Annotated in this window: 17 protein-coding genes; 11 read left to right on the top strand and 6 right to left on the bottom strand. The window is 54.5% G+C overall.

Annotated features, from left to right (window positions below; translation table 11 throughout):
• Positions 1 to 34 precede the first annotated feature (34 nt).
• On the top strand, positions 35 to 1,339 hold the full coding sequence (gene aceA, locus HV314_RS23655; RefSeq protein ID WP_016155323.1) for an isocitrate lyase: 1,305 nt from the start codon (positions 35 to 37) through the stop codon (positions 1,337 to 1,339).
• A gap of 102 nt (positions 1,340 to 1,441) precedes the next feature.
• Positions 1,442 to 3,169, top strand: coding sequence for a bifunctional isocitrate dehydrogenase kinase/phosphatase (gene aceK / locus HV314_RS23650; RefSeq protein ID WP_181546845.1), 1,728 nt, complete (start codon positions 1,442 to 1,444; stop codon positions 3,167 to 3,169).
• 17 nt (positions 3,170 to 3,186) lie between these two features.
• On the opposite strand, the gene iclR is transcribed toward aceK, so the two are convergent.
• On the bottom strand, positions 3,187 to 4,011 hold the full coding sequence (gene iclR / locus HV314_RS23645) for a glyoxylate bypass operon transcriptional repressor IclR (RefSeq protein WP_047357748.1): 825 nt from the start codon (positions 4,009 to 4,011) through the stop codon (positions 3,187 to 3,189).
• A 195-nt stretch (positions 4,012 to 4,206) separates the two neighbouring features.
• Here iclR and metH point away from each other — a divergent pair, with 195 nt between their 5' ends.
• Together metH and HV314_RS23635 are read left to right on the top strand one after the other, a co-directional pair.
• The gene (metH, locus tag HV314_RS23640) at positions 4,207 to 7,890 is read left to right on the top strand and encodes a methionine synthase (RefSeq protein WP_047357747.1); all 3,684 of its coding nucleotides are present in this window, start codon (positions 4,207 to 4,209) and stop codon (positions 7,888 to 7,890) included.
• A 241-nt stretch (positions 7,891 to 8,131) separates the two neighbouring features.
• Entirely contained in the window at positions 8,132 to 9,763 is a 1,632-nt protein-coding gene (locus HV314_RS23635; RefSeq protein ID WP_016155327.1) for a Na/Pi cotransporter family protein, read from the top strand.
• A gap of 56 nt (positions 9,764 to 9,819) precedes the next feature.
• Here HV314_RS23635 and pepE read toward each other — a convergent pair whose 3' ends face one another.
• Together pepE and HV314_RS23625 are read right to left on the bottom strand one after the other, a co-directional pair.
• Positions 9,820 to 10,509 carry a dipeptidase PepE gene (gene pepE, locus HV314_RS23630; protein WP_181548126.1) on the bottom strand — a complete coding sequence of 230 codons (690 nt, stop codon included), beginning with the start codon at positions 10,507 to 10,509 and terminating at the stop codon, positions 9,820 to 9,822.
• A gap of 156 nt (positions 10,510 to 10,665) precedes the next feature.
• Positions 10,666 to 11,085 carry a rhodanese-like domain-containing protein gene (locus HV314_RS23625; RefSeq protein ID WP_181546843.1) on the bottom strand — a complete coding sequence of 140 codons (420 nt, stop codon included), beginning with the start codon at positions 11,083 to 11,085 and terminating at the stop codon, positions 10,666 to 10,668.
• An 84-nt stretch (positions 11,086 to 11,169) separates the two neighbouring features.
• On the opposite strand from HV314_RS23625, the gene ftrA reads away from it, so the two are divergent.
• A complete protein-coding gene (gene ftrA / locus HV314_RS23620) occupies positions 11,170 to 12,150 on the top strand; it encodes a transcriptional regulator FtrA (protein ID WP_181546841.1) in 981 nt (326 codons plus the stop codon).
• Between the two features lie 68 nt (positions 12,151 to 12,218).
• Entirely contained in the window at positions 12,219 to 13,094 is an 876-nt protein-coding gene (gene rluF, locus HV314_RS23615; RefSeq protein ID WP_016155331.1) for a 23S rRNA pseudouridine(2604) synthase RluF, read from the top strand.
• Here rluF and HV314_RS23610 read toward each other — a convergent pair.
• The 3 genes from HV314_RS23610 to lysC all read right to left on the bottom strand — a co-directional run bounded on the left by HV314_RS23610 (position 13,091) and on the right by lysC (position 15,833).
• Positions 13,091 to 13,363 carry a DUF3811 domain-containing protein gene (locus HV314_RS23610; protein ID WP_003826541.1) on the bottom strand — a complete coding sequence of 91 codons (273 nt, stop codon included), beginning with the start codon at positions 13,361 to 13,363 and terminating at the stop codon, positions 13,091 to 13,093. The genes rluF and HV314_RS23610 overlap by 4 nt on opposite strands.
• Positions 13,364 to 13,464: 101 nt before the next feature.
• Positions 13,465 to 14,391 carry a ketopantoate/pantoate/pantothenate transporter PanS gene (panS, locus tag HV314_RS23605; protein WP_101700860.1) on the bottom strand — a complete coding sequence of 309 codons (927 nt, stop codon included), beginning with the start codon at positions 14,389 to 14,391 and terminating at the stop codon, positions 13,465 to 13,467.
• Between the two features lie 92 nt (positions 14,392 to 14,483).
• Positions 14,484 to 15,833: a lysine-sensitive aspartokinase 3 gene (gene lysC, locus HV314_RS23600; RefSeq protein ID WP_080860367.1), complete on the bottom strand. Its 1,350-nt coding sequence runs from the start codon at positions 15,831 to 15,833 to the stop codon at positions 14,484 to 14,486.
• Positions 15,834 to 16,135: 302 nt separating this feature from the next.
• Here lysC and pgi point away from each other — a divergent pair, with 302 nt between their 5' ends.
• From pgi to HV314_RS23575, 5 genes are all read left to right on the top strand, one after another.
• Positions 16,136 to 17,782 (top strand): glucose-6-phosphate isomerase, encoded by a 1,647-nt coding sequence (gene pgi, locus HV314_RS23595; RefSeq protein ID WP_181546839.1) that lies wholly within the window; start codon positions 16,136 to 16,138, stop codon positions 17,780 to 17,782.
• Positions 17,783 to 18,251: 469 nt separating this feature from the next.
• Positions 18,252 to 18,503 (top strand): exopolysaccharide production protein YjbE, encoded by a 252-nt coding sequence (gene yjbE, locus HV314_RS23590; RefSeq protein WP_181546833.1) that lies wholly within the window; start codon positions 18,252 to 18,254, stop codon positions 18,501 to 18,503.
• A gap of 63 nt (positions 18,504 to 18,566) precedes the next feature.
• Positions 18,567 to 19,205 (top strand): YjbF family lipoprotein, encoded by a 639-nt coding sequence (locus tag HV314_RS23585; RefSeq protein ID WP_181546831.1) that lies wholly within the window; start codon positions 18,567 to 18,569, stop codon positions 19,203 to 19,205.
• Entirely contained in the window at positions 19,202 to 19,939 is a 738-nt protein-coding gene (locus HV314_RS23580) for a capsule biosynthesis GfcC family protein (RefSeq protein WP_181546830.1), read from the top strand. Before HV314_RS23585 ends, HV314_RS23580 begins: the two co-directional genes overlap by 4 nt.
• Positions 19,939 to 22,035: a YjbH domain-containing protein gene (locus HV314_RS23575; RefSeq protein WP_181546828.1), complete on the top strand. Its 2,097-nt coding sequence runs from the start codon at positions 19,939 to 19,941 to the stop codon at positions 22,033 to 22,035. The genes HV314_RS23580 and HV314_RS23575 overlap by 1 nt, the downstream gene beginning before the upstream one ends.

Here is a 22,035-nt window from a genome sequence, read left to right as displayed (position 1 = left end):
TTACCCACAATTTATCCTAATGGAGCATCTGCACATGAAAACCCGTACTCAACAAATCGAAGAATTACAGAAAGAATGGACTCAACCGCGCTGGGAAGGCATCACGCGCCCCTATAGCGCGGAGGAAGTGGTGAAATTACGTGGCTCGGTCAACCCGGAATGCACGCTGGCGCAGCTTGGCGCGGCGAAAATGTGGCGTCTGCTACACGGCGAATCGAAGAAAGGTTATATCAACAGCCTCGGTGCGCTGACTGGTGGTCAGGCGCTGCAGCAAGCGAAAGCTGGTATTGAAGCGGTCTACCTTTCAGGCTGGCAGGTGGCGGCAGATGCCAACCTGGCTTCCAGCATGTATCCGGATCAATCGTTGTATCCAGCGAACTCCGTTCCGGCGGTGGTGGACAGGATCAACAACACATTCCGTCGTGCCGATCAGATCCAATGGTCAACCGGTATTGAGCCGAACGATCCGCGCTATGTGGATTACTTCCTGCCGATCGTTGCCGATGCGGAAGCGGGTTTTGGCGGGGTACTGAACGCGTTTGAACTGATGAAATCGATGATTGAGGCTGGTGCAGCGGCCGTTCACTTCGAAGATCAGCTCGCATCGGTGAAAAAATGTGGTCACATGGGCGGCAAAGTCCTGGTGCCGACTCAGGAAGCTATCCAAAAACTGGTGGCAGCCCGTCTGGCTGCAGACGTTATGGGCGTTCCGACGCTGGTGATTGCGCGTACCGATGCTGACGCAGCCGATCTGATTACGTCTGATTGCGACCCATACGATAGCGAGTTCATCACTGGCGAACGTACCAGCGAAGGGTTCTACCGTACGCATGCGGGCATTGAGCAGGCGATCAGCCGTGGCCTGGCCTACGCACCGTATGCGGATCTGGTGTGGTGTGAAACCTCCACGCCGGACCTCGAACTGGCGAAGCGCTTTGCCGATGCTATTCATGCGAAATTCCCAGGCAAACTGCTGGCCTACAACTGTTCGCCATCGTTTAACTGGCAGAAAAACCTGGATGACAAAACCATTGCCAGCTTCCAGCAACAGCTGTCCGATATGGGTTACAAATACCAGTTCATTACGCTGGCGGGTATCCACAGCATGTGGTTCAACATGTTCGACCTCGCGCATTCCTATGCGCAGGGTGAAGGCATGCGCCACTACGTTGAGAAGGTTCAGCAGCCGGAATTTGCGGCGGCTAAAGACGGTTACACCTTCGTGTCCCATCAGCAGGAAGTAGGGACAGGCTACTTCGACAAAGTAACCACCATCATTCAGGGCGGCACTTCTTCAGTGACCGCGCTGACCGGCTCGACTGAAGAATCGCAGTTTTGATCAATGCCCGGTGGCGCTGCGCTTACCGGGCCTACGAAGGGATGTAGGCCGGATAAGCGAACGCGCCATCCGGCATGACATTGTGCCGGATGGGAGAAATTGATGACGCGTGGCCTGGAATTACTGATTGCTCAGACGATTTTGCAAGGTTTCGACGCCCAGTACGGGCGTTTTCTGGAAGTGACCTCCGGCGCGCAGCAGCGTTTTGAACATGCCGACTGGCACGCGGTTCAGCAGGCGATGAAAAGCCGTATCCACCTTTACGATCATCATGTGGGTCTGGTGGTGGAGCAACTGCGCTGCATTACTGATGGCAAAAGTACCGACGCGGATTTTTTACTTCGCGTGAAAGAGCATTACACCCGGCTATTGCCAGATTATCCACGCTTCGAGATTGCGGAGAGTTTCTTTAACTCCGTCTATTGCCGGTTATTTGACCACCGCTCGCTGACTCCCGAGCGACTGTTTATTTTCAGCTCTCAGCCAGAGCGCCGTTTTCGCACGATCCCACGCCCGTTGGCGAAAGACTTTTTTCCCGATACCGGCTGGGAGTGGCTGCTTACGCGCGTCCTCAGCGATCTGCCCTTGCGTCTGCCGTGGCAGAACAGACATCGGGATATCCACTACATCATCGAACACCTGACCGAAACGCTGGGAGCGGATCTGTTGCAGCGCAGTCATTTGCAGGTGGCGAACGAACTGTTTTATCGCAACAAGGCCGCCTGGCTGGTCGGGAAGTTGATTACCCCTTCCGGGACGCTGCCGTTTTTACTGCCAATTCACCGTACTGACGAGGGCGAACTGTTTGTCGATACCTGCCTGACCACGACGGCGGAAGCCAGTATCGTGTTTGGCTTCGCCCGCTCGTATTTTATGGTTTACGCCCCGCTGCCCGCCGCGTTAGTGGAGTGGCTGCGCGAGATCCTGCCCGGTAAAACCACCGCTGAATTGTATATGGCGATCGGCTGTCAGAAACACGCGAAGACCGAAAGTTACCGCGAATATCTGCTCTATCTTGCCCATTGCGATGAGCAATTTATCGAAGCGCCGGGGATCCGCGGCATGGTGATGCTGGTATTTACCCTGCCAGGCTTCGACCGCGTCTTTAAAGTCATCAAAGACAAATTTGCGCCGCAAAAAGAGATGTCGGCCGCCCACGTCCGCGCCTGTTATCAACTGGTCAAGGAGCACGATCGTGTCGGGCGGATGGCTGATACTCAGGAGTTCGAGAACTTTGTGCTGGATAAACGGCAAATCGATCCGTCGCTGATGGCGCTGTTGCTACAGGAAGCCCCGGAAAAAATTACCGATCTCGGCGAGCAGATTGTCATTCGCCATTTGTATATCGAACGACGGATGGTGCCGCTGAATATCTGGCTGGAGCATGTCGAAGGCCAGCAACTGCGCGATGCAATTGAAGAGTACGGCAATGCCATTCGTCAGCTGGCCGCCGCCAATATTTTCCCCGGCGATATGCTGTTTAAGAACTTCGGCGTGACTCGCCACGGGCGCGTGGTGTTCTACGACTACGATGAAATTTGCTACATGACGGAGGTGAATTTCCGTCATATCCCGCCGCCGCGTTACCCGGAAGATGAGATGAGCGCTGAACCGTGGTATAGCGTATCGCCGGGGGATGTCTTCCCGGAAGAGTTTCGTCACTGGCTATGCGCTGACCCGCGTATCGGGCCGCTATTTGAAGAGATGCATGCAGACCTGTTCAGTGCCGACTACTGGCGAGGTCTGCAAACGCGGATCCGTGAAGGACACGTGGAAGATGTTTACGCCTACCGGCGCAAACAGCGGTTTTGCATCAGATTTGCGGCTTGACGCCCGGTAACCCTTTCTTAACGGAATCCGCCGTATGCCAGCGTGACTTCTTTCGCCGCTTTGATCGCCATGGCACCAAATTCGGTCACTCGATCGTCGGTAATGCGCGAAATGGGTCCGGAGATGGAAATAGCGGCAAACGGCTCGCGGTGTTCATCATAAATGCACGACGCCACGCAGCGTAGACCCAGCGCATGCTCCTCATCATCAAAGGAGTAGCCGCGCTTGCGCGTCTGGGCTAAATCCTCTTTCAGATGCACCGGCGACACTAGCGTGGCGTGGGTGTAAGCGTGCAGCCCTTTACGGTGCAGCAGGCCAGTCACCTGTTCTTCACTCAGTTGGGATAAAAACGCCTTACCCGCACCGGAGGCGTGCATCGGCAGTTTGCCGCCGATAGGCGCGGACATGCGCATCAGCTGGGTACACTGCACCTGGTCGATAATAATGGCCTGATGGTCGCTTTGATCCAGCACGGCCAGGTTTACCGTCTCACCGGAGTCTTCCATCAGCTTGCGCAGGATCGGGTGGACAATCGCCAGCAAATTACGGCTTTGCAAAAAGCTGCTGCCGACGATAAACGCATGCGCACCCACGGCCCAGTGGCCTAATTCACCCACCTGACGGACAAATCCTTGCTGCTGCATGGTGGTCAACAAACGGTGAGTCGTGGAGTTTGGCAAACCGGCCTGCTGTGCCAGCTCGGTTAGTGCCACGCTGCCGTTGGATTCTGCAATCCACTCCAGTAGCTTCAGGCCGCGGGTCAGAGACTGAACCTGCCCGGTTGCAGGCGTAGTAGCTGCGGCGGGTTTTCTACCGCGTTTCGCGGGGATTGTGGCAACCATGGCGGACTCCTTTTCTGTATCGTGGAAATCATTTTCGTTTTATTCAATTATAATGCAAGAATTCCTGTACTGATCGGATGAGTGAAGCTGAACATGTCTCATGTTGGCCGTTGTTCTCTTTTCCACCTCTCAGGTTTGTGCCAGTATGGTCTGTTGAGTTTTTTTCGGTCTGGTTGAGCGTTGTCGGGAGCGAGTGTGAGCAGCAAAGTTGAACAATTACGTCAGCAGTTAAATGAACGTATTCTGGTGCTGGACGGCGGTATGGGCACCATGATCCAGGGATATCGTCTGAGCGAAGAGGATTTCCGCGGCGAACGCTTTGCCGACTGGCCGTGCGATCTGAAAGGCAATAACGACCTGTTGGTGCTCAGCAAACCTGAGGTGATCGCCGCCATCCATAACGCCTATTTTGAGGCGGGCGCGGATATCATCGAAACCAACACCTTTAACTCCACGACGATCGCCATGGCGGATTACCAGATGGAATCCCTGTCGGCGGAAATCAACTTTGCAGCAGCCAAACTGGCGCGCGCGGCGGCAGACGAATGGACGGCACGCACACCGGAAAAACCGCGCTATGTCGCGGGCGTGCTTGGCCCAACCAACCGTACGGCGTCTATCTCGCCTGACGTCAACGACCCGGCTTACCGCAATATTACCTTTGATCAGCTGGTGGCCGCCTACCGTGAATCCACCAAAGCGCTGGTGGAAGGTGGCAGCGACCTGATCCTGATTGAAACCGTCTTCGATACCCTGAACGCCAAAGCCGCTATTTTCGCGGTTAAAACCGAATTTGAAGCGCTGGGCGTTGAGTTGCCGATTATGCTCTCCGGCACCATCACCGATGCTTCCGGGCGTACGCTCTCCGGTCAGACAACTGAAGCGTTCTATAACTCACTGCGCCACGCCGATGCGCTGACCTTCGGTCTGAACTGCGCCTTAGGTCCGGACGAATTGCGCCAGTACGTGCAGGAACTGTCGCGCATTGCCGAATGCTACGTTACCGCGCACCCGAACGCCGGGTTGCCGAACGCCTTTGGCGAATACGATCTTGATGCAGACACCATGGCGGCGCAAATACGCGAGTGGGCGCAAGCGGGCTTCCTCAACGTGGTCGGCGGCTGCTGTGGCACCACGCCGGAACACATCGCCGCGATGAGCCGCGCAGTGGAAGGCTTGCCGCCTCGCCGCTTGCCGGAAATCCCGGTAGCCTGCCGTCTGTCTGGCCTTGAACCGTTGAATATTGGCGACGATAGCCTGTTTGTGAACGTCGGCGAGCGTACCAACGTCACCGGTTCGGCGAAATTTAAGCGACTGATCAAAGAAGAGAAATACAACGAAGCGCTGGATGTCGCCCGTCAGCAGGTGGAAAGCGGCGCACAGATTATCGATATCAACATGGATGAGGGGATGCTCGACGCCGAAGCGGCGATGGTGCGTTTTCTCAACCTTATCGCCGGTGAGCCGGATATCGCCCGCGTGCCGATTATGATCGACTCCTCGAAATGGGACGTCATCGAAAAAGGGCTGAAGTGCATTCAGGGTAAAGGCATCGTTAACTCCATCTCGATGAAAGAGGGGGTTGAGACCTTTATCCACCACGCGAAGTTGCTGCGACGCTATGGTGCCGCAGTGGTGGTGATGGCCTTTGACGAGCAGGGACAGGCCGACACCCGCGCGCGTAAAATTGAGATTTGCCGTCGGGCGTACAACATTCTTACCGAAGAGGTAGGCTTCCCGCCGGAAGACATTATCTTCGACCCGAACATCTTTGCGGTCGCGACCGGGATTGATGAGCACAACAACTACGCCCAGGACTTTATCGGCGCCTGTGAGGACATCAAACGCGAACTACCGCACGCGTTGATCTCCGGCGGCGTCTCCAACGTGTCGTTCTCCTTCCGTGGTAACGACCCGGTTCGTGAAGCCATTCACGCGGTATTCCTTTACTACGCCATTCGCAACGGCATGGACATGGGGATCGTCAACGCCGGACAACTGGCGATTTACGACGACCTGCCCGCCGAGCTGCGCGATGCGGTTGAAGATGTGATCCTCAACCGTCGTGACGATGGCACCGAGCGTCTGCTGGAGCTGGCTGAGAAATATCGCGGTAGCAAAACTGATGACACTGCCAATGCCCAGATGGCGGAATGGCGCAGTTGGGACGTGAAAAAGCGCCTCGAATATTCGCTGGTGAAAGGCATTACCGAATTTATTGAGCAGGATACTGAAGAAGCTCGCCAGCAGGCCGCGCGTCCGATCGAGGTGATTGAAGGGCCGCTGATGGACGGGATGAACGTGGTTGGCGATCTGTTTGGCGAGGGCAAAATGTTCCTGCCGCAGGTGGTGAAATCCGCCCGCGTGATGAAGCAGGCGGTGGCCTACCTCGAACCGTATATTGAGGCCAGCAAAGAGAAAGGCTCCAGCAACGGCAAGATGGTCATTGCTACCGTGAAAGGCGATGTGCACGATATCGGCAAAAACATCGTTGGTGTGGTGCTGCAATGTAACAACTACGAAATCGTCGATCTTGGCGTGATGGTGCCAGCGGAGAAAATCCTCAGAACGGCACGTGAAGTGAATGCCGATCTGATTGGTCTTTCCGGGCTGATTACCCCGTCGCTGGACGAAATGGTCAACGTGGCGAAAGAGATGGAGCGTCAGGGGTTCACTATTCCGTTGCTGATTGGCGGCGCGACCACCTCAAAAGCGCACACGGCGGTGAAAATCGAGCAGAACTACAGTGGCCCGACGGTTTATGTGCAGAACGCCTCGCGTACCGTTGGCGTAGTTGCCGCACTCCTCTCTGACACTCAGCGCGATGACTTTGTCGCCCGTACGCGTAAAGAGTACGAAACCGTGCGTATCCAGCATGCGCGTAAGAAACCGCGGACCCCACCAGTAACGTTACAGGCTGCCCGCGACAACGATCTGGCCTTCGACTGGGAAAACTACACGCCGCCGGTGGCGCACCGCCTCGGCGTACAGAGCGTTGAAGCCAGTATCGAAACGCTGCGCAACTACATCGACTGGACGCCGTTCTTTATGACCTGGTCGCTGGCCGGGAAATACCCGCGCATCCTCGAAGATGAGGTGGTGGGAGAAGAGGCGAAACGTCTGTTCAAAGACGCCAATGACATGCTGGATAAACTCAGCGCTGAGAAGACCCTGAATCCGCGCGGCGTGGTGGGCTTGTTCCCGGCTAACCGCGTGGGGGACGACATCGAGATTTACCGTGACGAGACGCGTACGCACGTCATCAACGTCAGTCATCACCTGCGCCAGCAGACGGAAAAAGTCGGTTTCGCCAACTACTGCCTGTCTGACTTTGTTGCGCCGAAACTGAGTGGCAAAGCGGATTACATCGGTGCTTTCGCAGTTACCGGCGGTCTGGAGGAAGATGCACTGGCGGACGCCTTCGAAGCCCAGCATGACGACTACAACAAGATCATGGTGAAAGCGATCGCCGACCGCCTGGCGGAAGCGTTCGCGGAATATCTGCACGAGCGCGTGCGTAAAGTCTACTGGGGCTATGCGGCGAATGAGAACCTCAGTAACGAGGAACTGATCCGCGAAAACTACCAGGGAATTCGCCCGGCACCGGGCTATCCGGCTTGCCCGGAACACACCGAAAAGGCCACCATCTGGGAACTGCTGGATGTAGAAGCGCACACCGGGATGAAGCTCACCGAATCCTTCGCGATGTGGCCAGGTGCGTCGGTTTCCGGCTGGTATTTCAGTCATCCAGACAGCAAGTACTACGCCGTGGCGCAAATCCAGCGCGATCAGGTTGAAGATTACGCCTTCCGTAAAGGCATGAGCGTGGCGGAAGTCGAACGTTGGTTAGCGCCTAATCTGGGCTATGACGCTGACTGATTCACAAAACTGTCATCTTTATTTACAACAAACAGGGCACTCAATGAGTGCCTTGTCTCTTTATTACGTTTAAACCCTTATACTGAAAGAACGTTCATCGGTAGTGCTTGCCGGATGGCGGCGTAAACACCTTAGCCGGCTACTGGCATATTTTTGTAGGCCTGATAAGCGTGGCGTCATCAGGTGCTATGTCATCACTATGAACCTCAGGAACATATAACGATAAGGAGAACCTGATTCCGTGCTAACTCTGTTACACCTGCTTTCTGCTGTCTCTATGCTGGTTTGGGGTACTCATATTGTGCGCACCGGCGTGATGCGCGTCTTCGGCGCCCGTTTGCGTACCGTACTCAGCCGTAGTGTTGAAAAGAAGCCGCTCGCCTTTTGTGCGGGTATCGGCGTGACGGCGCTGGTACAAAGCAGCAACGCCACCACCATGCTGGTGACCTCGTTTGTCGCGCAGGACCTCGTCGCGCTCACCCCTGCGCTGGTGATTGTACTCGGCGCCGACGTCGGGACCGCGCTGATGGCGCGTATCCTGACTTTCGATCTCTCCTGGCTGTCGCCACTGCTGATTTTTATCGGCGTGATCTTCTTTCTCGGACGTAAGCAGTCCCGTGTGGGGCAACTGGGGCGGGTTGGTATTGGACTGGGGTTGATTTTACTGGCGCTGGAACTGATTGTGCAGGCGGTAACACCGATCACCCAGGCTAACGGCGTACAGGTTATTTTCGCCTCGCTCACCGGCGATATCATGCTGGATGCGCTGATTGGCGCTATGTTCGCGATTATCAGTTACTCCAGCCTTGCGGCGGTGCTGCTGACGGCAACGCTGACCGCGGCAGGCATTATCTCGTTCCCGGTGGCGTTGTGTCTGGTGATTGGCGCCAACCTCGGCTCTGGCCTGCTGGCGATGCTTAATAACAGCGCCGCTAACGCCGCCGCCCGCCGTGTGGCGCTCGGTAGCCTGCTGTTTAAGCTGGTGGGAAGCCTGATTATCCTGCCGTTTGTTCATCCGTTGGCAAATCTGATGGATGAACTGCCGCTGCCGAAATCTGAACTGGTTATTTACTTCCATGTCTTCTACAACCTGGTGCGCTGCGTGGCGATGGTGCCGTTTGCAGAACCGATGGCGCGTTTTTGTAAGCGCATCATCCGCGATGAGCCGGAGCTGGATGCGCATCTGAAGCCCAAGCATCTGGACGTCAGTGCGCTGGATACGCCGACGCTGGCCCTGGCCAATGCCGCTCGTGAAGCTCTGCGCATCGGCGACGCGATGGAGCAGATGATGGACGGGCTGAAGAAGGTGATGCACGGCGAGCCGCGTGAAGAGAAAGAGCTGCGCAGGATGGCGGACGACATTAACGTGCTATACACGGCAATCAAGCTTTATTTGGCGCGGATGCCAAAGGATGAACTGGCGGAAGAGGAATCACGCCGTTGGGCGGAGATTATCGAAATGTCGCTTAACCTCGAGCAGGCTTCCGATATTGTCGAACGTATGGGCAGTGAGATAGCGGATAAGTCGCTGGCTGCCCGTCGCGCATTCTCCGTGGAAGGATTGAAAGAGCTGGATGCGCTCTTCGATCAGCTGCTCAGCAATCTGCAGCTGGCGATGTCGGTGTTCTTCTCTGGTGACGTGACCAGCGCCCGACGTCTGCGCCGTAGCAAGCACCGTTTCCGTATTCTCAACCGTCGGTATTCGCATGCGCACGTTGACCGTCTGCATCAGCAGAACGTGCAGAGCATCGAGACCAGCTCCTTGCACCTGGCGCTGCTGGGCGATATGCAGCGTCTGAACTCGCTGTTTTGTTCCGTGGCCTATAGCGTGCTGGAACAGCCGGATGAGGACGATGAGCGCGACGATTATTGAGTGAGGTGGACCGGTTGGCCGGATAAGGCATTTATGCCGTTATCCGGCAACGTCGGTTAGAAGCAGTGACCTGCTTCGAGGGCAACCGCGTCTTCACCCGCTTTAAAGACGTAAGTGGTGTTCGGACCGCCAAGAACCGCCTGGCCGTTACTCACCTTAATCCAGTTTCCTTCCGGCAAACCAATTACCGTCAGCTCTGGTGCCACAACCAGAAGCTCGCGAATACGCTGTTCACGCGTTTCGCCTTTGTGGCCTTCCGGAAGCGCATTGGTGAAATGTGGGTTAATCTGCAGCGGGAACAGACCCAGGGCATCAAAACCTTTTGGATCGACAATCGGCATGTCGTTGGTGGTGCGGATGGTCTGGCAGGCGAGGTTAGAACCTGCGCTCCAGCCGATGTACAGCGCACCGCGTTTGACGACATCCACAATCGGCGCCAGCAGTCCGCGCTCGCGGCTCTCTTTCAGTAACTGGAAGGTGTTACCCCCGCCGACAATCACCAGCTCTGCGTTTTCAATGGCAGCGATCGGATCGGCAACGGTATGAATGCCAGTAACGTTGACGCCCATTGGCGCAAAGATGGCTGCCGTTTTCGCCGTGTATTCATCCCAGGTTTGCGTCACGCCAGCGAACGGAATAAACACCGCCGTACGGCGACCATTCAGCTGCTCAGCAATCAGTGGTAGCGCATGTTCCATCCAGCCTTTGCCCGGCAGCGACGAGTTACTCAATAAAAGCAGTTCCATCATTTCTCCATGTAATCAGAAAATTACAAACCGCGCTCATGCTACCACTATCAGCGTAACGCCTTACTGATATGGCTCACGATGTTGGAAGGGGGGAAAGCCGAACGGGTTAACCACAACCTCCTGTTGGAAAAGCCCGTTCGGACTTAACAACGATCAATCGATTGAAACAGCGTCCTTTTGCGTAGTGGCAAACGCCAGGCCTTCGTCCTCCCAGCCCTTAATACCACCAATCATTATTTTCACCGGTCGACCTAGCTGCGCCAACTTCAGCGCCGCGCGATCGGCCCCGTTACAGTGTGGGCCAGCGCAATAGACGACAAACAGTGTGTCCTGTGGCCATTTTTTCAAGGATTCCGTATTTATCAGTCGATGGGGGAGATGAATCGCGCCAGGGATATGACAACGAGAAAAACTCTCTGCACTCCCCACTACATGTAAAAGCACAAAATCTTTGTCGTCAGCAGCCATCGCGGAATGAACGTCAGAACAATCCGTCTCCATATTCAGACGTTGCTGGAAATGGGCGATAGCTTGTGCAGATGAAGCGACTGGAATATCAGTTACGGTACTCATATTGTTGTTTTCTCTTGTGGTGAAATCAGCTGTTGTGTTACCTCTTATCTCATCAAAAAATTAACCTCGAAACACCCTCTGACCATGACAGATTCCGCCAGGATCATGACAACATCTTCTCGCCCGTTGGTCGTTGCACTCGCTTATGACGGGCTATGTACTTTCGAGTTTGGCGTCGCAGTGGAAGTTTTTGGGCTTCCGCGACCTGAACTGGGAGAGGGCTGGTATCGTTTTGCTGTGGCTTCGGTTGATCAAGGTGAATTAAGGGCAACTGGCGGGGTTCGTATCGTGGTGGACGGTGGATATGAATTGCTGCAGGAAGCAGACACTATTGTCATTCCTGGCTGGCGTGACGTGAGCTCACCGGTCCCGGAAGCATTATGCGATGCGCTTCGTGAAGCACATCAACGCGGTTGTCGAGTCATCTCTATCTGTTCTGGTGTATTTGTTCTGGCTGCGGCAGGTTTGCTGGATGACCGTAAGGCGACGACGCACTGGCGTTACGTCAGTGAACTCCAGCGACGCTTTCCCGCCATCAACGTCGTGGAAGATGTCCTGTATGTCGGTGACCACGACGTGCTCACTTCGGCAGGTAGTGCGGCAGGGATTGATTTATGTTTGCATGTGGTGCGCACTGATTTTGGACTTGAGATTGCCAATAACGTGGCCCGTCGCCTGGTGCTGCAGCCCCACAGGGATGGCAGCCAGACTCAGCAGCAACTGCGTCCTGTTGCCCGCAGTCGGGAAAGCCAGCGTTTTGGTCTTTTGCTTGACTGGTTACATAACAATATCGCGCAGAAGCATACCCTTGACGCTCTGGCCAGCCAGGTCGGTATGAGTCCCCGAACGTTGATGCGGCGATTTCAGGAGTCAACAGGGCTTACTCCCGCACGTTGGCTGATGAATGAACGGCTAAACCGTGCGCAGCAGGCGCTCAATACATCCCATATCAGTATTGAGCAGATCGCGCAGCAAACCGGGTTCGGCAGCGCAAACTCTTTGCGTTACCACTTTCAAAAACGATTTGGTATCAGCCCGCAGGCATTACGTAATCAGATGCGATAGCACATTTTCACGCTCTGCTTTTTTATCCCCCGCAAGGTAGGGTATATTTCGCTGTCAAAGGAGAAATTATGCTGCCCGACTCATCCATCCGATTAAATAAATACATCAGTGAAAGCGGAATCTGCTCGCGCCGCGAGGCGGATCGCTTTATCGAACAAGGGAATGTCTTCCTGAATGGTAAACGCGCCACCATTGGCGATCAGGTGATGCCTGGCGACGTCGTAAAAGTGAATGGTCGGTTGATTGAGCCGCGTGAAGCGGAAGATCTGGTTTTTATCGCGCTGAACAAGCCGGTAGGGATTGTCAGCACCACTGAAGACAGCGAACGCGACAACATTGTTGATTTCGTTAACCACAGCAAGCGCGTGTTCCCAATCGGTCGTCTGGACAAAGATTCCCAGGGACTTATCTTTCTGACCAACCACGGCGACCTGGTGAATAAAATCCTGCGTGCCGGTAACGATCACGAAAAAGAGTATCTGGTGACGGTAGATAAGCCGGTCACTGATGACTTTATCCGTGGGATGAGTGCCGGTGTGCCAATCCTTGGCACCGTTACCAAGAAATGTAAGGTCAAGAAAGAAGCGCCGTTTGTGTTTCGCATCACGCTGATTCAGGGGCTGAACCGCCAGATCCGTCGTATGTGCGAGCACTTTGGCTATGAAGTTACTAAGCTTGAGCGTACACGTATCATGAACGTTGGTCTGTCCGGCCTGCCGCTGGGTGAATGGCGCGACCTGACGGATGACGAACTGATCGACCTGTTCAAGCTGATTGAGAACTCGTCCTCAGAAGCCAAACCGAAGGCGAAAGCGAAGCCAAAAACCGCAGGCATTAAGCGCCCGGTGGTGAAAATCGAAAAATCGGCAGAGAAAGAGAAATCGCGCCCGGCGGCAAACGGGAAGCGTTTTACCTCGCCGGGGCGTAAGAAGAAAGGGCGTTAACGTCTGCCGCGCGTTGGCGTATTCGCTGACCAGGAAAATGATGCTTCCGCATCCGGTTTATAAGCCTGCTTTTTCTTCAACTGGCGGGCTTTTTTAGCTTCTGCTTCACGCAAGGCCATCAGTTTATCGATGTACTCTTTCTTGATGCTGTTGGTCTCAGCGTTGGTCAGCAGTCGACCATGCGCAATGCGCGCGCGGTCGAGCAGCGTTTTCAGTTCGCGCTGTTCGCGCTCGGTCATCTCTTTTTGGGTAATGCGGGGGAGTGCCATAAGGGTGCCCTCTGTTAGCCGATATCCGCAGTGTACGGCAAAGTGCAGAGGCTGGGTAGGCCGGATAAGGTGTTAGCCGCTATCCGGCCTGCCGCCGCCAATTAGCGGCGTTCTTTTTCTTCAATCGGTTTACCGGACCAGTAACCTGCCAGCAGCGAACCGGAAAGGTTATGCCAGACCGAGAACAACGCGCCGGGCAGCGCCGCAAGCGGGCCAAAGTAGATTTTGCCCAGCGCAGCGGCAAGCCCTGAATTCTGCATGCCCACTTCAATAGCCAACGTACGACAGGTTGACTCGTCGAAACCAAACAGTTTTCCGCCCCAGTAGCCGCCGAGCAAGCCAATGGTGTTATGCAGGATCACGGCGATAATCACCACAAAGCCGACGGACGCAATGTGCGAGGCGGAACCCGCCACGACGGCGCTGATGATCGCCAGGATGCACAGCATAGAAAACGCCGGCAGATACGGTTCCACGGCTTTTACGACGCGTGGGAACAGATGGTGAATGACCAGCCCCAAAGCAATCGGAATGACCACGATCTGCAGAATACTCAGCAGCATACCCATCACATCCACCTGGATATGCGCGTCGACATACAGCCGTGTCAGCAGCGGCGTGGCGACAACGCCGACCAGCGTTGAAACCGATGAAATAGTCACGGAGAGTGCCACATCACCTTTTGCCAGATAGATCATGACGTTCGATGCCGTTCCGCTGGCGACGCTACCGACCAGCACCATCCCTGCCGACAGTTCCGGCGGCATATTAAATGCCAGCGCCAAAATCCATGCGGCGAGCGGCATCACCAGATAGTGCAGGAAAATACCCGCCGCGACAGGTGCGGGGCGTGAGAGTACGCGTTTAAAGTCGTCCACCTTCAGGTGAACGCCCATGCCGAACATGATCAGCATCAGCAACGACGGCACGAATGGCCCGACAGGCGTAAAGGTGGAGGGCGTGTAATACGCAATAACAGAGAGCAGCAGCGCCCATAACGGGAACAGCCGCGTGAGAGTAGCGAGCATGTTATCTTCCTTGCGATTGAAATGTGTTGTGTTGTTATAAAAAAGCCGGGTTCGAGCCCGGCTATAGTTATTGTTTATCGCGTGATGAAATATTATTCAAACAAATTATGATGCAGCTTCTGTACCACCTGTTCGGCTTCGCTACCGGGCACCAGGAAGCACAGGTTATGGCTGGACGCGCCGTAGCAAATCATGCGGATGTTGAACGGCTCCAGTACACCAAACACCTCTTTACCCACCCCGCAGGCTTTGGACAGATCGTTGCCAATCAACGCCACCAGCGCCAGGCCTTCTTCGACTTCAACCCGGCACAGGGCAGACAGTTCCATCAGCAGAGACTGCGTTAACAGCGTATCGCCGGTGGAGGTTGAACCGGTGGTATCCAGCGTCAGCGCTACGCTGACTTCAGATGTGGTAATTAAATCTACCGAGATATTGTGGCGTGCAAGGATGCCGAACACTTCTGCTAAAAAGCCGCGAGAGTGCAGCATATTCAGGCTATGCAGCGTCAGCAGCGTCTGCTTACGGCGTAGCGCCAGCGCACGGAACAGCGGTGGATTCGCGGTTTTATTACAGACCAGCGTACCGCCTGCTTTTGGATCCTTGCTGGAGCCAACAAATACCGGGATATCGCTACGTACGGCCGGCAACAGGGTTGCCGGGTGCAGCACTTTCGCGCCAAAGGTCGCCATTTCCGCGGCCTCTTCAAAGGCGATTTCATCAATACGCTGCGCAGCAGGAACAACGCGCGGATCGGTAGTGTAAATGCCAGGAACATCGGTCCAGATATCGACGCGCGTTGCGTGCAGCGCTTCGGCCAGCAGGGCGGCTGTATAATCGCTACCGCCGCGCCCCAACGTGGTGGTGCGGCCTTTGCCTTCGCTGCCGATAAAACCCTGAGTGATTACCAGACCTTCGCTCAGACGCGGGGCCAACTGAAGCGTTGCCAGTTCAGCCAGCGCCGCGACGTCGGGTTCTGCGCGACCAAAACGATCGTTGGTGCGCATCACTTTACGCACGTCAAACCACTGCGCTTGCACGCTGCGTTCACGCAGGATTTCGACGAACAACAGGGTAGACATCAGTTCACCGTGGCTGACCAGTTCGTCGGTCAGGGCGGTTGAGGTCGCCAGTGACGCCGCTTCTGCCAGCGTGGTGATATTTTCCAGCAGACGTTCAATCTCTTCACGAATTACGTTTGGATAACGCAGGCGTTCCAGAATATTGAACTGAATTTGACGAATGGCGTCGAGTTTTTCGAAGCGCTCGGTTGGCTCCAGCCCTTCAGCCAGTGCGACCAGCAGGTTGGTAATTCCAGCGGAAGCGGAAAGTACCACTACACGGACGTTAGCATCAGAAAGCACCACATCAGCGCTGCGATTCATGGCATCAAAATCCGCCACGCTGGTACCGCCAAACTTGGAGACAACTACATCAGTCATAAATACCTCGTGTCAGGGAATGAATAGAGCGACCATGGCACATAAGGCAGAACGAAAACCGGTGCAGGCGCAAATGCAAATACCGTATTTATAAATAAAATGTGTAGCTTGCACTGTCAACGCTGGGATTATGCGGATTTTTCATGCTGCGTTTCCGTTCAGTAACAGCGCTTATAACATCTATACTTTTTACCCTGGTTCGATGGATACAAGGGCGATGGCATTAAAACAATCACACTTTTCTGTGACTGGCGTTACAATCGATCTCAGTCACAATTCTCAAAATCAGAAGAGTATTGCTAATGAAAAACATCAATCCAACGCAGACCTCAGCCTGGCAGGCACTACAAAAACACTTTGAAGAGATGAAAGACGTTACTATCGCGGATCTGTTCGCGAAAGATAGCGATCGTTTCGCTAAATTTTCCGCGACGTTTGACGATCTGATGCTGGTGGATTTCTCCAAAAACCGCATCACTGAAGAGACGCTGGCTAAACTGCAGGATCTGGCGAAAGAGACCGATTTGGCAGGCGCCATCAAGTCCATGTTCTCCGGTGAGAAAATTAACCGCACTGAAGATCGTGCCGTGCTGCACGTGGCGCTGCGCAACCGTAGCAACACTCCAATCATCGTTGACGGCAAAGATGTGATGCCGGAAGTGAACGCGGTGCTGGAGAAGATGAAATCCTTCTCTGAAGCGATTATCTCCGGAAGCTGGAAAGGCTATACCGGTAAAGCCATTACTGATGTCGTGAACATCGGTATCGGCGGTTCAGACCTCGGCCCGTTCATGGTGACCGAAGCGCTGCGCCCGTACAAAAATCACCTGAACATGCATTTTGTGTCTAACGTCGATGGTACGCACATTGCCGAAGTGCTGAAGAAAGTGAATCCGGAGACTACGCTGTTCCTGGTCGCTTCCAAAACCTTCACCACTCAGGAAACCATGACTAACGCCCACAGCGCGCGCGACTGGTTCCTGGCGACCGCTGGCGACAACAAGCACGTTGCCAAACACTTCGCAGCGCTCTCCACTAACGGTAAAGCGGTTGGCGAGTTTGGTATTGATACCGCCAATATGTTCGAGTTCTGGGACTGGGTTGGCGGTCGTTACTCCCTGTGGTCTGCAATCGGTCTGTCCATCATCCTTTCTGTGGGCTTCGACAACTTTGTTGAGCTGCTTTCTGGCGCGCACGCCATGGACAAACACTTCTCCACCACTCCGGCGGAGAAAAACTTGCCGGTGCTGCTGGCGCTGATCGGTATCTGGTACAACAATTTCTTCGGTGCTGAAACCGAAGCGATTCTGCCGTACGACCAGTATATGCACCGTTTCGCGGCCTACTTCCAGCAGGGCAATATGGAATCCAACGGTAAATACGTTGACCGTAACGGCAATGCGGTGGATTACCAGACAGGCCCAATCATCTGGGGTGAGCCGGGTACTAACGGTCAGCATGCGTTCTACCAGCTGATTCATCAGGGTACCAAAATGGTGCCGTGCGATTTCATCGCTCCGGCAATCACCCACAACCCGCTGTCGGATCACCATCCGAAACTGCTGTCTAACTTCTTCGCTCAGACCGAAGCGCTGGCTTTTGGTAAATCTCGTGAAGTGGTTGAGCAGGAATACCGCGACCAGGGTAAAGATCCTGCAACGCTTGACCACGTTGTGCCGTTCAAAGTGTTCGAAGGTAACCGTCCAACTAACTCCATCCTGCTGCGCGAAATCACACCGTTCAGCCTGGGGGCGCTGATTGCGCTGTACGAGCACAAAATCTTCACTCAGGGCGCGATCCTGAATATCTTCACCTTTGACCAGTGGGGCGTTGAGCTGGGCAAACAGCTGGCGAATTGCATTCTGCCAGAGCTGAATGATGATAAAGAAATCACCAGCCATGATTGCTCAACTAACGGTTTGATTAACCGTTATAAGTCCTGGCGTTAATCTGCTTCTTCCTTCGAGCCGCAGCGGTGTTGGCTGCGTTCGTTAACCCCGGTCGCATAGCTATCTATGCTCCCGGGGATTCACGAGCTTGCCGCCTTGCTGCAATTCGAATGAATTTGCAGATTACTTATAAAAAAGCCGATATTAATATCGGCTTTTTTTATAATCTGGCTCCCGAATATCTACGCTTTTGCTTTACACCTTTATTGAGCTTAATCCTAAAATAATTCATTCAACGTTATCGTGTTTCTGGTTTTTTCAGAATTACCGGATGTTGTGTTTTTGTTTTTATATTTTAACTTTATGATTGTATTGATTTAATTATCTGACGTTAATCATTTTATTTCTTGCTATCTAATTATCCTAAATTCCCGCCTGGCGTAATTTGCACACTTTGGCTTGTGTATACTCGATCTCGCCCGAAATTCTTTTGGGTAAATCTCCATTCATACAATGAAGGGAATTTGTGATGAAAAAAGTTCTGTATGGCCTTTGGGCTATATCTGCGCTTGCGGCGACTTCTGTCTATGCTGCCCCCATTCAGGTGGGTGAGGCTGCAGGGTCGGCTGCCGCGTCGGTTTCGGCAGGAAGTTCCTCCGCAACCAGCGTGAGCACCGTAAGTTCTGCGGTGGGGGTTGCCCTTGCGGCAACCGGTGGCGGCGATGGTTCTAACACCGGAACCACAACCACCACAACCACCACAACCACCAGTACCCAGTAATACCGGTACGTTTAATTCTAACCACACTTCGGTGTGGTTATTTTGCCGCTGCGGAGAAATGTCGTGAAGCGACCAGCGCTGATAATGGTTTGCCTGTTATTACAGGCGTGCTCAGCCACCACCGAAGGGCTGGGTCATTCGCTATGGGATAGCGTGTTTGGTACTCCCGGCGTACAGATGACGGACGATGAAATCAAAAACATGCCCTACGCCAGCCAGTACATGCAGCTCAACGGCGGCCCACAACTGTTTGTGGTACTCGCGTTCGTGGAAAACGGACAGCAGAAATGGGTGACTCAGGATCGGGCCATTCTCGTCACGCAGTCTGGGCGCATGGTGAAAACGCATCTCGGCGGGGATAACCTGATCGAGGTGAATAATCTCGCGGCAGATCCGCTCATCAAACCAAACCAGATAGTTGATGGGGCAACATGGACCCGCACGATGGGCTGGACCGAACATCAGCAGGTGCGCTATGCCACCGCCCGCTCGGTTTTCGAATGGGATGGCACTGACACCATTAAGGTTGGTAGCGAAGATACGCCAGTACGAATCCTTGACGAAGAAGTCACCACCGCTCAAACGCGCTGGCATAACCGCTACTGGATCGACAGCGAAGGGCAGATTCGCCAATCGGAACAGTATCTTGGCGCACGTTACTTCCCGGTGAAAACCACGCTGATTAAGGCGGCAAAATCATGATGAAACGAGCCGTTATGGCGCTGCTATTGAGCCTGAGCGCAGCGTCAGTTTTTGCTGCGGGTAGCGTTAAGGTCTTTACCTCCGCCAGCGAAGAGCCAAAAACGTTGACCGGGGCCGAACATCTGCTCGACCTGGTTGGGCAGCCGCGGTTGAGTAATAGCTGGTGGCCAGGAGCGGTTATCAGCGAAGAGCGGGCAACGACGGAAGCAGAGCGTCAGCAGCAGGCATTACTGGCTCGTCTGGCGATGCTCAGCGCTGAAGAAAGCGGTGACGATGCCGCGGCTATCAACGCATTGCGCCAGCAAATTCAGGCGCTGAAGGTGACCGGCAGACAGAAGATTAATCTCGACCCGGATGTTGTGCGCGTCAGTGAGCGAGGCAACCCGCCGTTGCAGGGCAATTACACGCTGTGGGTCGGACCGCAGCCAACGGATATAACGCTGTTTGGCCTGCTAAGTCATCCGGGTAAACAACCGTTTATACCTGGGCGCGATATCGCCAGCTATCTCGATGGGCAACGTCGGCTCAGCGGCGCAGATCGTAGCTACGCCTGGGTCATCTATCCCGACGGACGCACGCAAAAAGTCCCGGTCGCCTACTGGAACAAACGTCACGTTGAGCCGATGCCCGGCAGCATCATTTTTGTCGGACTCTCTGATGCCGTCTGGCGCAGCACCCCGGATGAAATCAATGCCGACATTCTTCGCACCCTGACCCAGCGGATACCCGAATAATGAGAAAAATTTATCTGCTCAGCTTACTGGCGCTGGGCGTAAGCGTTGCCTGCCATGGTGAAACCTGGCCCGCGCCCATTGGACCTTCCCAGTCCGATTTTGGCGGCGTGGGACTGCTGCAAACCCCAACCGCACGCATGGCGCGTGAAGGCGAAATGAGCCTTAACTACCGCGATAACGATCAATACCGTTACTACTCTGCGTCGGTACAACTCTTCCCCTGGCTGGAAACTACCCTGCGCTATACCGATGTGCGTACCAAAAAATACAGCGGCGTGGAGTCGTTTTCTGGCGATCAGACTTATAAAGATAAGGCTTTTGATCTCAAACTTCGCCTGTGGGAAGAGAGCTACTGGATGCCGCAGGTGGCGGTTGGCGCGCGGGATATCGGTGGTACCGGCCTGTTTGATGCGGAGTATGTGGTGGCGAACAAAGCCTGGGGCCCGTTTGATTTCTCTCTCGGCCTTGGCTGGGGATATCTCGGGACCAGCGGCAACGTTAGCAATCCGTTTTGCTCATACAGTGATAAATTCTGCCATCGCGATAACAGCTACAAGCAGGCCGGTTCTATTGACGGTAGCCAGATGTTCCACGGCCCGGCGTCGCTGTTTGGCGGCGTAGAATATCAGACTCCCTGGCAGCCGCTGCGCCTGAAACTGGAGTATGAAGGTAATAATTACCAGCAGGATTTTGCCGGCAAGTTGGATCAGAAGAGCAAGTTTAACGTCGGCGCTATTTATCGCGTCACCGATTGGGCCGACGTTAACCTCAGCTATGAGCGCGGGAACACCTTGATGTTTGGGGTCACGCTGCGGACTAACTTTAACGATCTGCGACCAAACTATAACGACAATACCCGCCCGAAATATCAACCACAGCCGCAGGATGCCATCCTGCAACATTCGGTGGTGGCGAATCAGTTAACGCTACTGAAATATAACGCCGGGCTGGCGGATCCTAAAATTCAGGTGCAGGGCGATACGCTGTATGTGACGGGTGAACAGGTGAAATCCCGTGATTCGCGCGAAGGGATCGAGCGTGCTAACCGGATCGTGATGAACGATCTTCCCGATGGGATTCGCACGATCAGCATTACGGAAAACCGCCTTAACTTGCCGCAGGTGACGACCGAAACGGAGGTTTCCAGCCTCAAGCGCCATCTGGAAGGCGAGCCGTTGGGCCATGAAACTCAACTGGCACAAAAACGCGTCGAGCCCGTGGTACCGAAAACGACCGAGCAGGGCTGGTATATTGATAAGTCACGCTTCAATTTCCATATCGATCCGGTGCTAAACCAGTCGGTGGGCGGCCCGGAAAACTTCTATATGTATCAGTTGGGCGTGATGGGAACGGCGGATTTGTGGGTTACCGATCATCTGCTGACCACCGGGAGTTTGTTCGCCAACCTCGCCAATAACTATGACAAGTTTAACTACACCAACCCGCCGCAGGATTCGCATTTACCACGCGTGCGTACCCATGTGCGTGAGTATGTGCAAAACGATGTCTACGTGAATAACCTGCAGGCCAACTACTTCCAGTCACTCGGAAATGGGTTCTACGGACAGGTTTACGGGGGCTATCTGGAAACTATGTACGGCGGAGCGGGGGCAGAAGTGCTGTATCGCCCGCTGGACAGCAACTGGGCGTTTGGTGTTGATGCCAACTACGTGAAACAGCGTGACTGGCGCAGCGCGCAGGACATGATGAAGTTCACCGACTACAGCGTGAAGACCGGGCATTTGACGGCTTACTGGAATCCTTCGTTCGCCCAGGATGTACTGGTGAAAGCCAGCGTGGGGCAGTATCTGGCGGGGGATAAGGGCGGAACGCTGGAAGTGGCGAAACGCTTTGACAGCGGCGTAGTGGTGGGTGGTTATGCGACCATCACCGACGCCTCGCCGGATGAGTACGGAGAGGGTGATTTTACCAAAGGGGTGTACGTTTCTGTGCCGCTGGATCTGTTCTCGTCAGGCCCAACCCGCAGTCGTGCGGCGATTGGCTGGACGCCGTTAACACGCGATGGCGGCCAGCAGCTTGGACGTAAGTTTGGTCTGTACGACATGACCAGCGACAGGAGTGAAAAATTCCGCTGA

The organism is Citrobacter sp. RHBSTW-00887 (assembly GCF_013728095.1).
Lineage (GTDB): Bacteria > Pseudomonadota > Gammaproteobacteria > Enterobacterales > Enterobacteriaceae > Citrobacter > Citrobacter braakii.
This window is presented reverse-complemented; position numbering and strand designations above follow the sequence as displayed.

What these genes read in the sequence shown, in the direction of transcription:
- aceA (WP_016155323.1), top strand. Translation starts at nt 35, where the DNA reads ATGAAAACCCGTACTCAACAAATCGAAGAATTACAGAAAGAATGGACT.
- aceK (WP_181546845.1), top strand. Translation starts at nt 1,442, where the DNA reads ATGACGCGTGGCCTGGAATTACTGATTGCTCAGACGATTTTGCAAGGT.
- iclR (WP_047357748.1), bottom strand. Translation starts at nt 4,011, where the DNA reads ATGGTTGCCACAATCCCCGCGAAACGCGGTAGAAAACCCGCCGCAGCT.
- pepE (WP_181548126.1), bottom strand. Translation starts at nt 10,509, where the DNA reads ATGGAACTGCTTTTATTGAGTAACTCGTCGCTGCCGGGCAAAGGCTGG.
- HV314_RS23625 (WP_181546843.1), bottom strand. Translation starts at nt 11,085, where the DNA reads ATGAGTACCGTAACTGATATTCCAGTCGCTTCATCTGCACAAGCTATC.
- ftrA (WP_181546841.1), top strand. Translation starts at nt 11,170, where the DNA reads ATGACAGATTCCGCCAGGATCATGACAACATCTTCTCGCCCGTTGGTC.
- rluF (WP_016155331.1), top strand. Translation starts at nt 12,219, where the DNA reads ATGCTGCCCGACTCATCCATCCGATTAAATAAATACATCAGTGAAAGC.
- HV314_RS23610 (WP_003826541.1), bottom strand. Translation starts at nt 13,363, where the DNA reads ATGGCACTCCCCCGCATTACCCAAAAAGAGATGACCGAGCGCGAACAG.
- panS (WP_101700860.1), bottom strand. Translation starts at nt 14,391, where the DNA reads ATGCTCGCTACTCTCACGCGGCTGTTCCCGTTATGGGCGCTGCTGCTC.
- lysC (WP_080860367.1), bottom strand. Translation starts at nt 15,833, where the DNA reads ATGACTGATGTAGTTGTCTCCAAGTTTGGCGGTACCAGCGTGGCGGAT.
- pgi (WP_181546839.1), top strand. Translation starts at nt 16,136, where the DNA reads ATGAAAAACATCAATCCAACGCAGACCTCAGCCTGGCAGGCACTACAA.
- yjbE (WP_181546833.1), top strand. Translation starts at nt 18,252, where the DNA reads ATGAAAAAAGTTCTGTATGGCCTTTGGGCTATATCTGCGCTTGCGGCG.
- HV314_RS23580 (WP_181546830.1), top strand. Translation starts at nt 19,202, where the DNA reads ATGATGAAACGAGCCGTTATGGCGCTGCTATTGAGCCTGAGCGCAGCG.
- HV314_RS23575 (WP_181546828.1), top strand. Translation starts at nt 19,939, where the DNA reads ATGAGAAAAATTTATCTGCTCAGCTTACTGGCGCTGGGCGTAAGCGTT.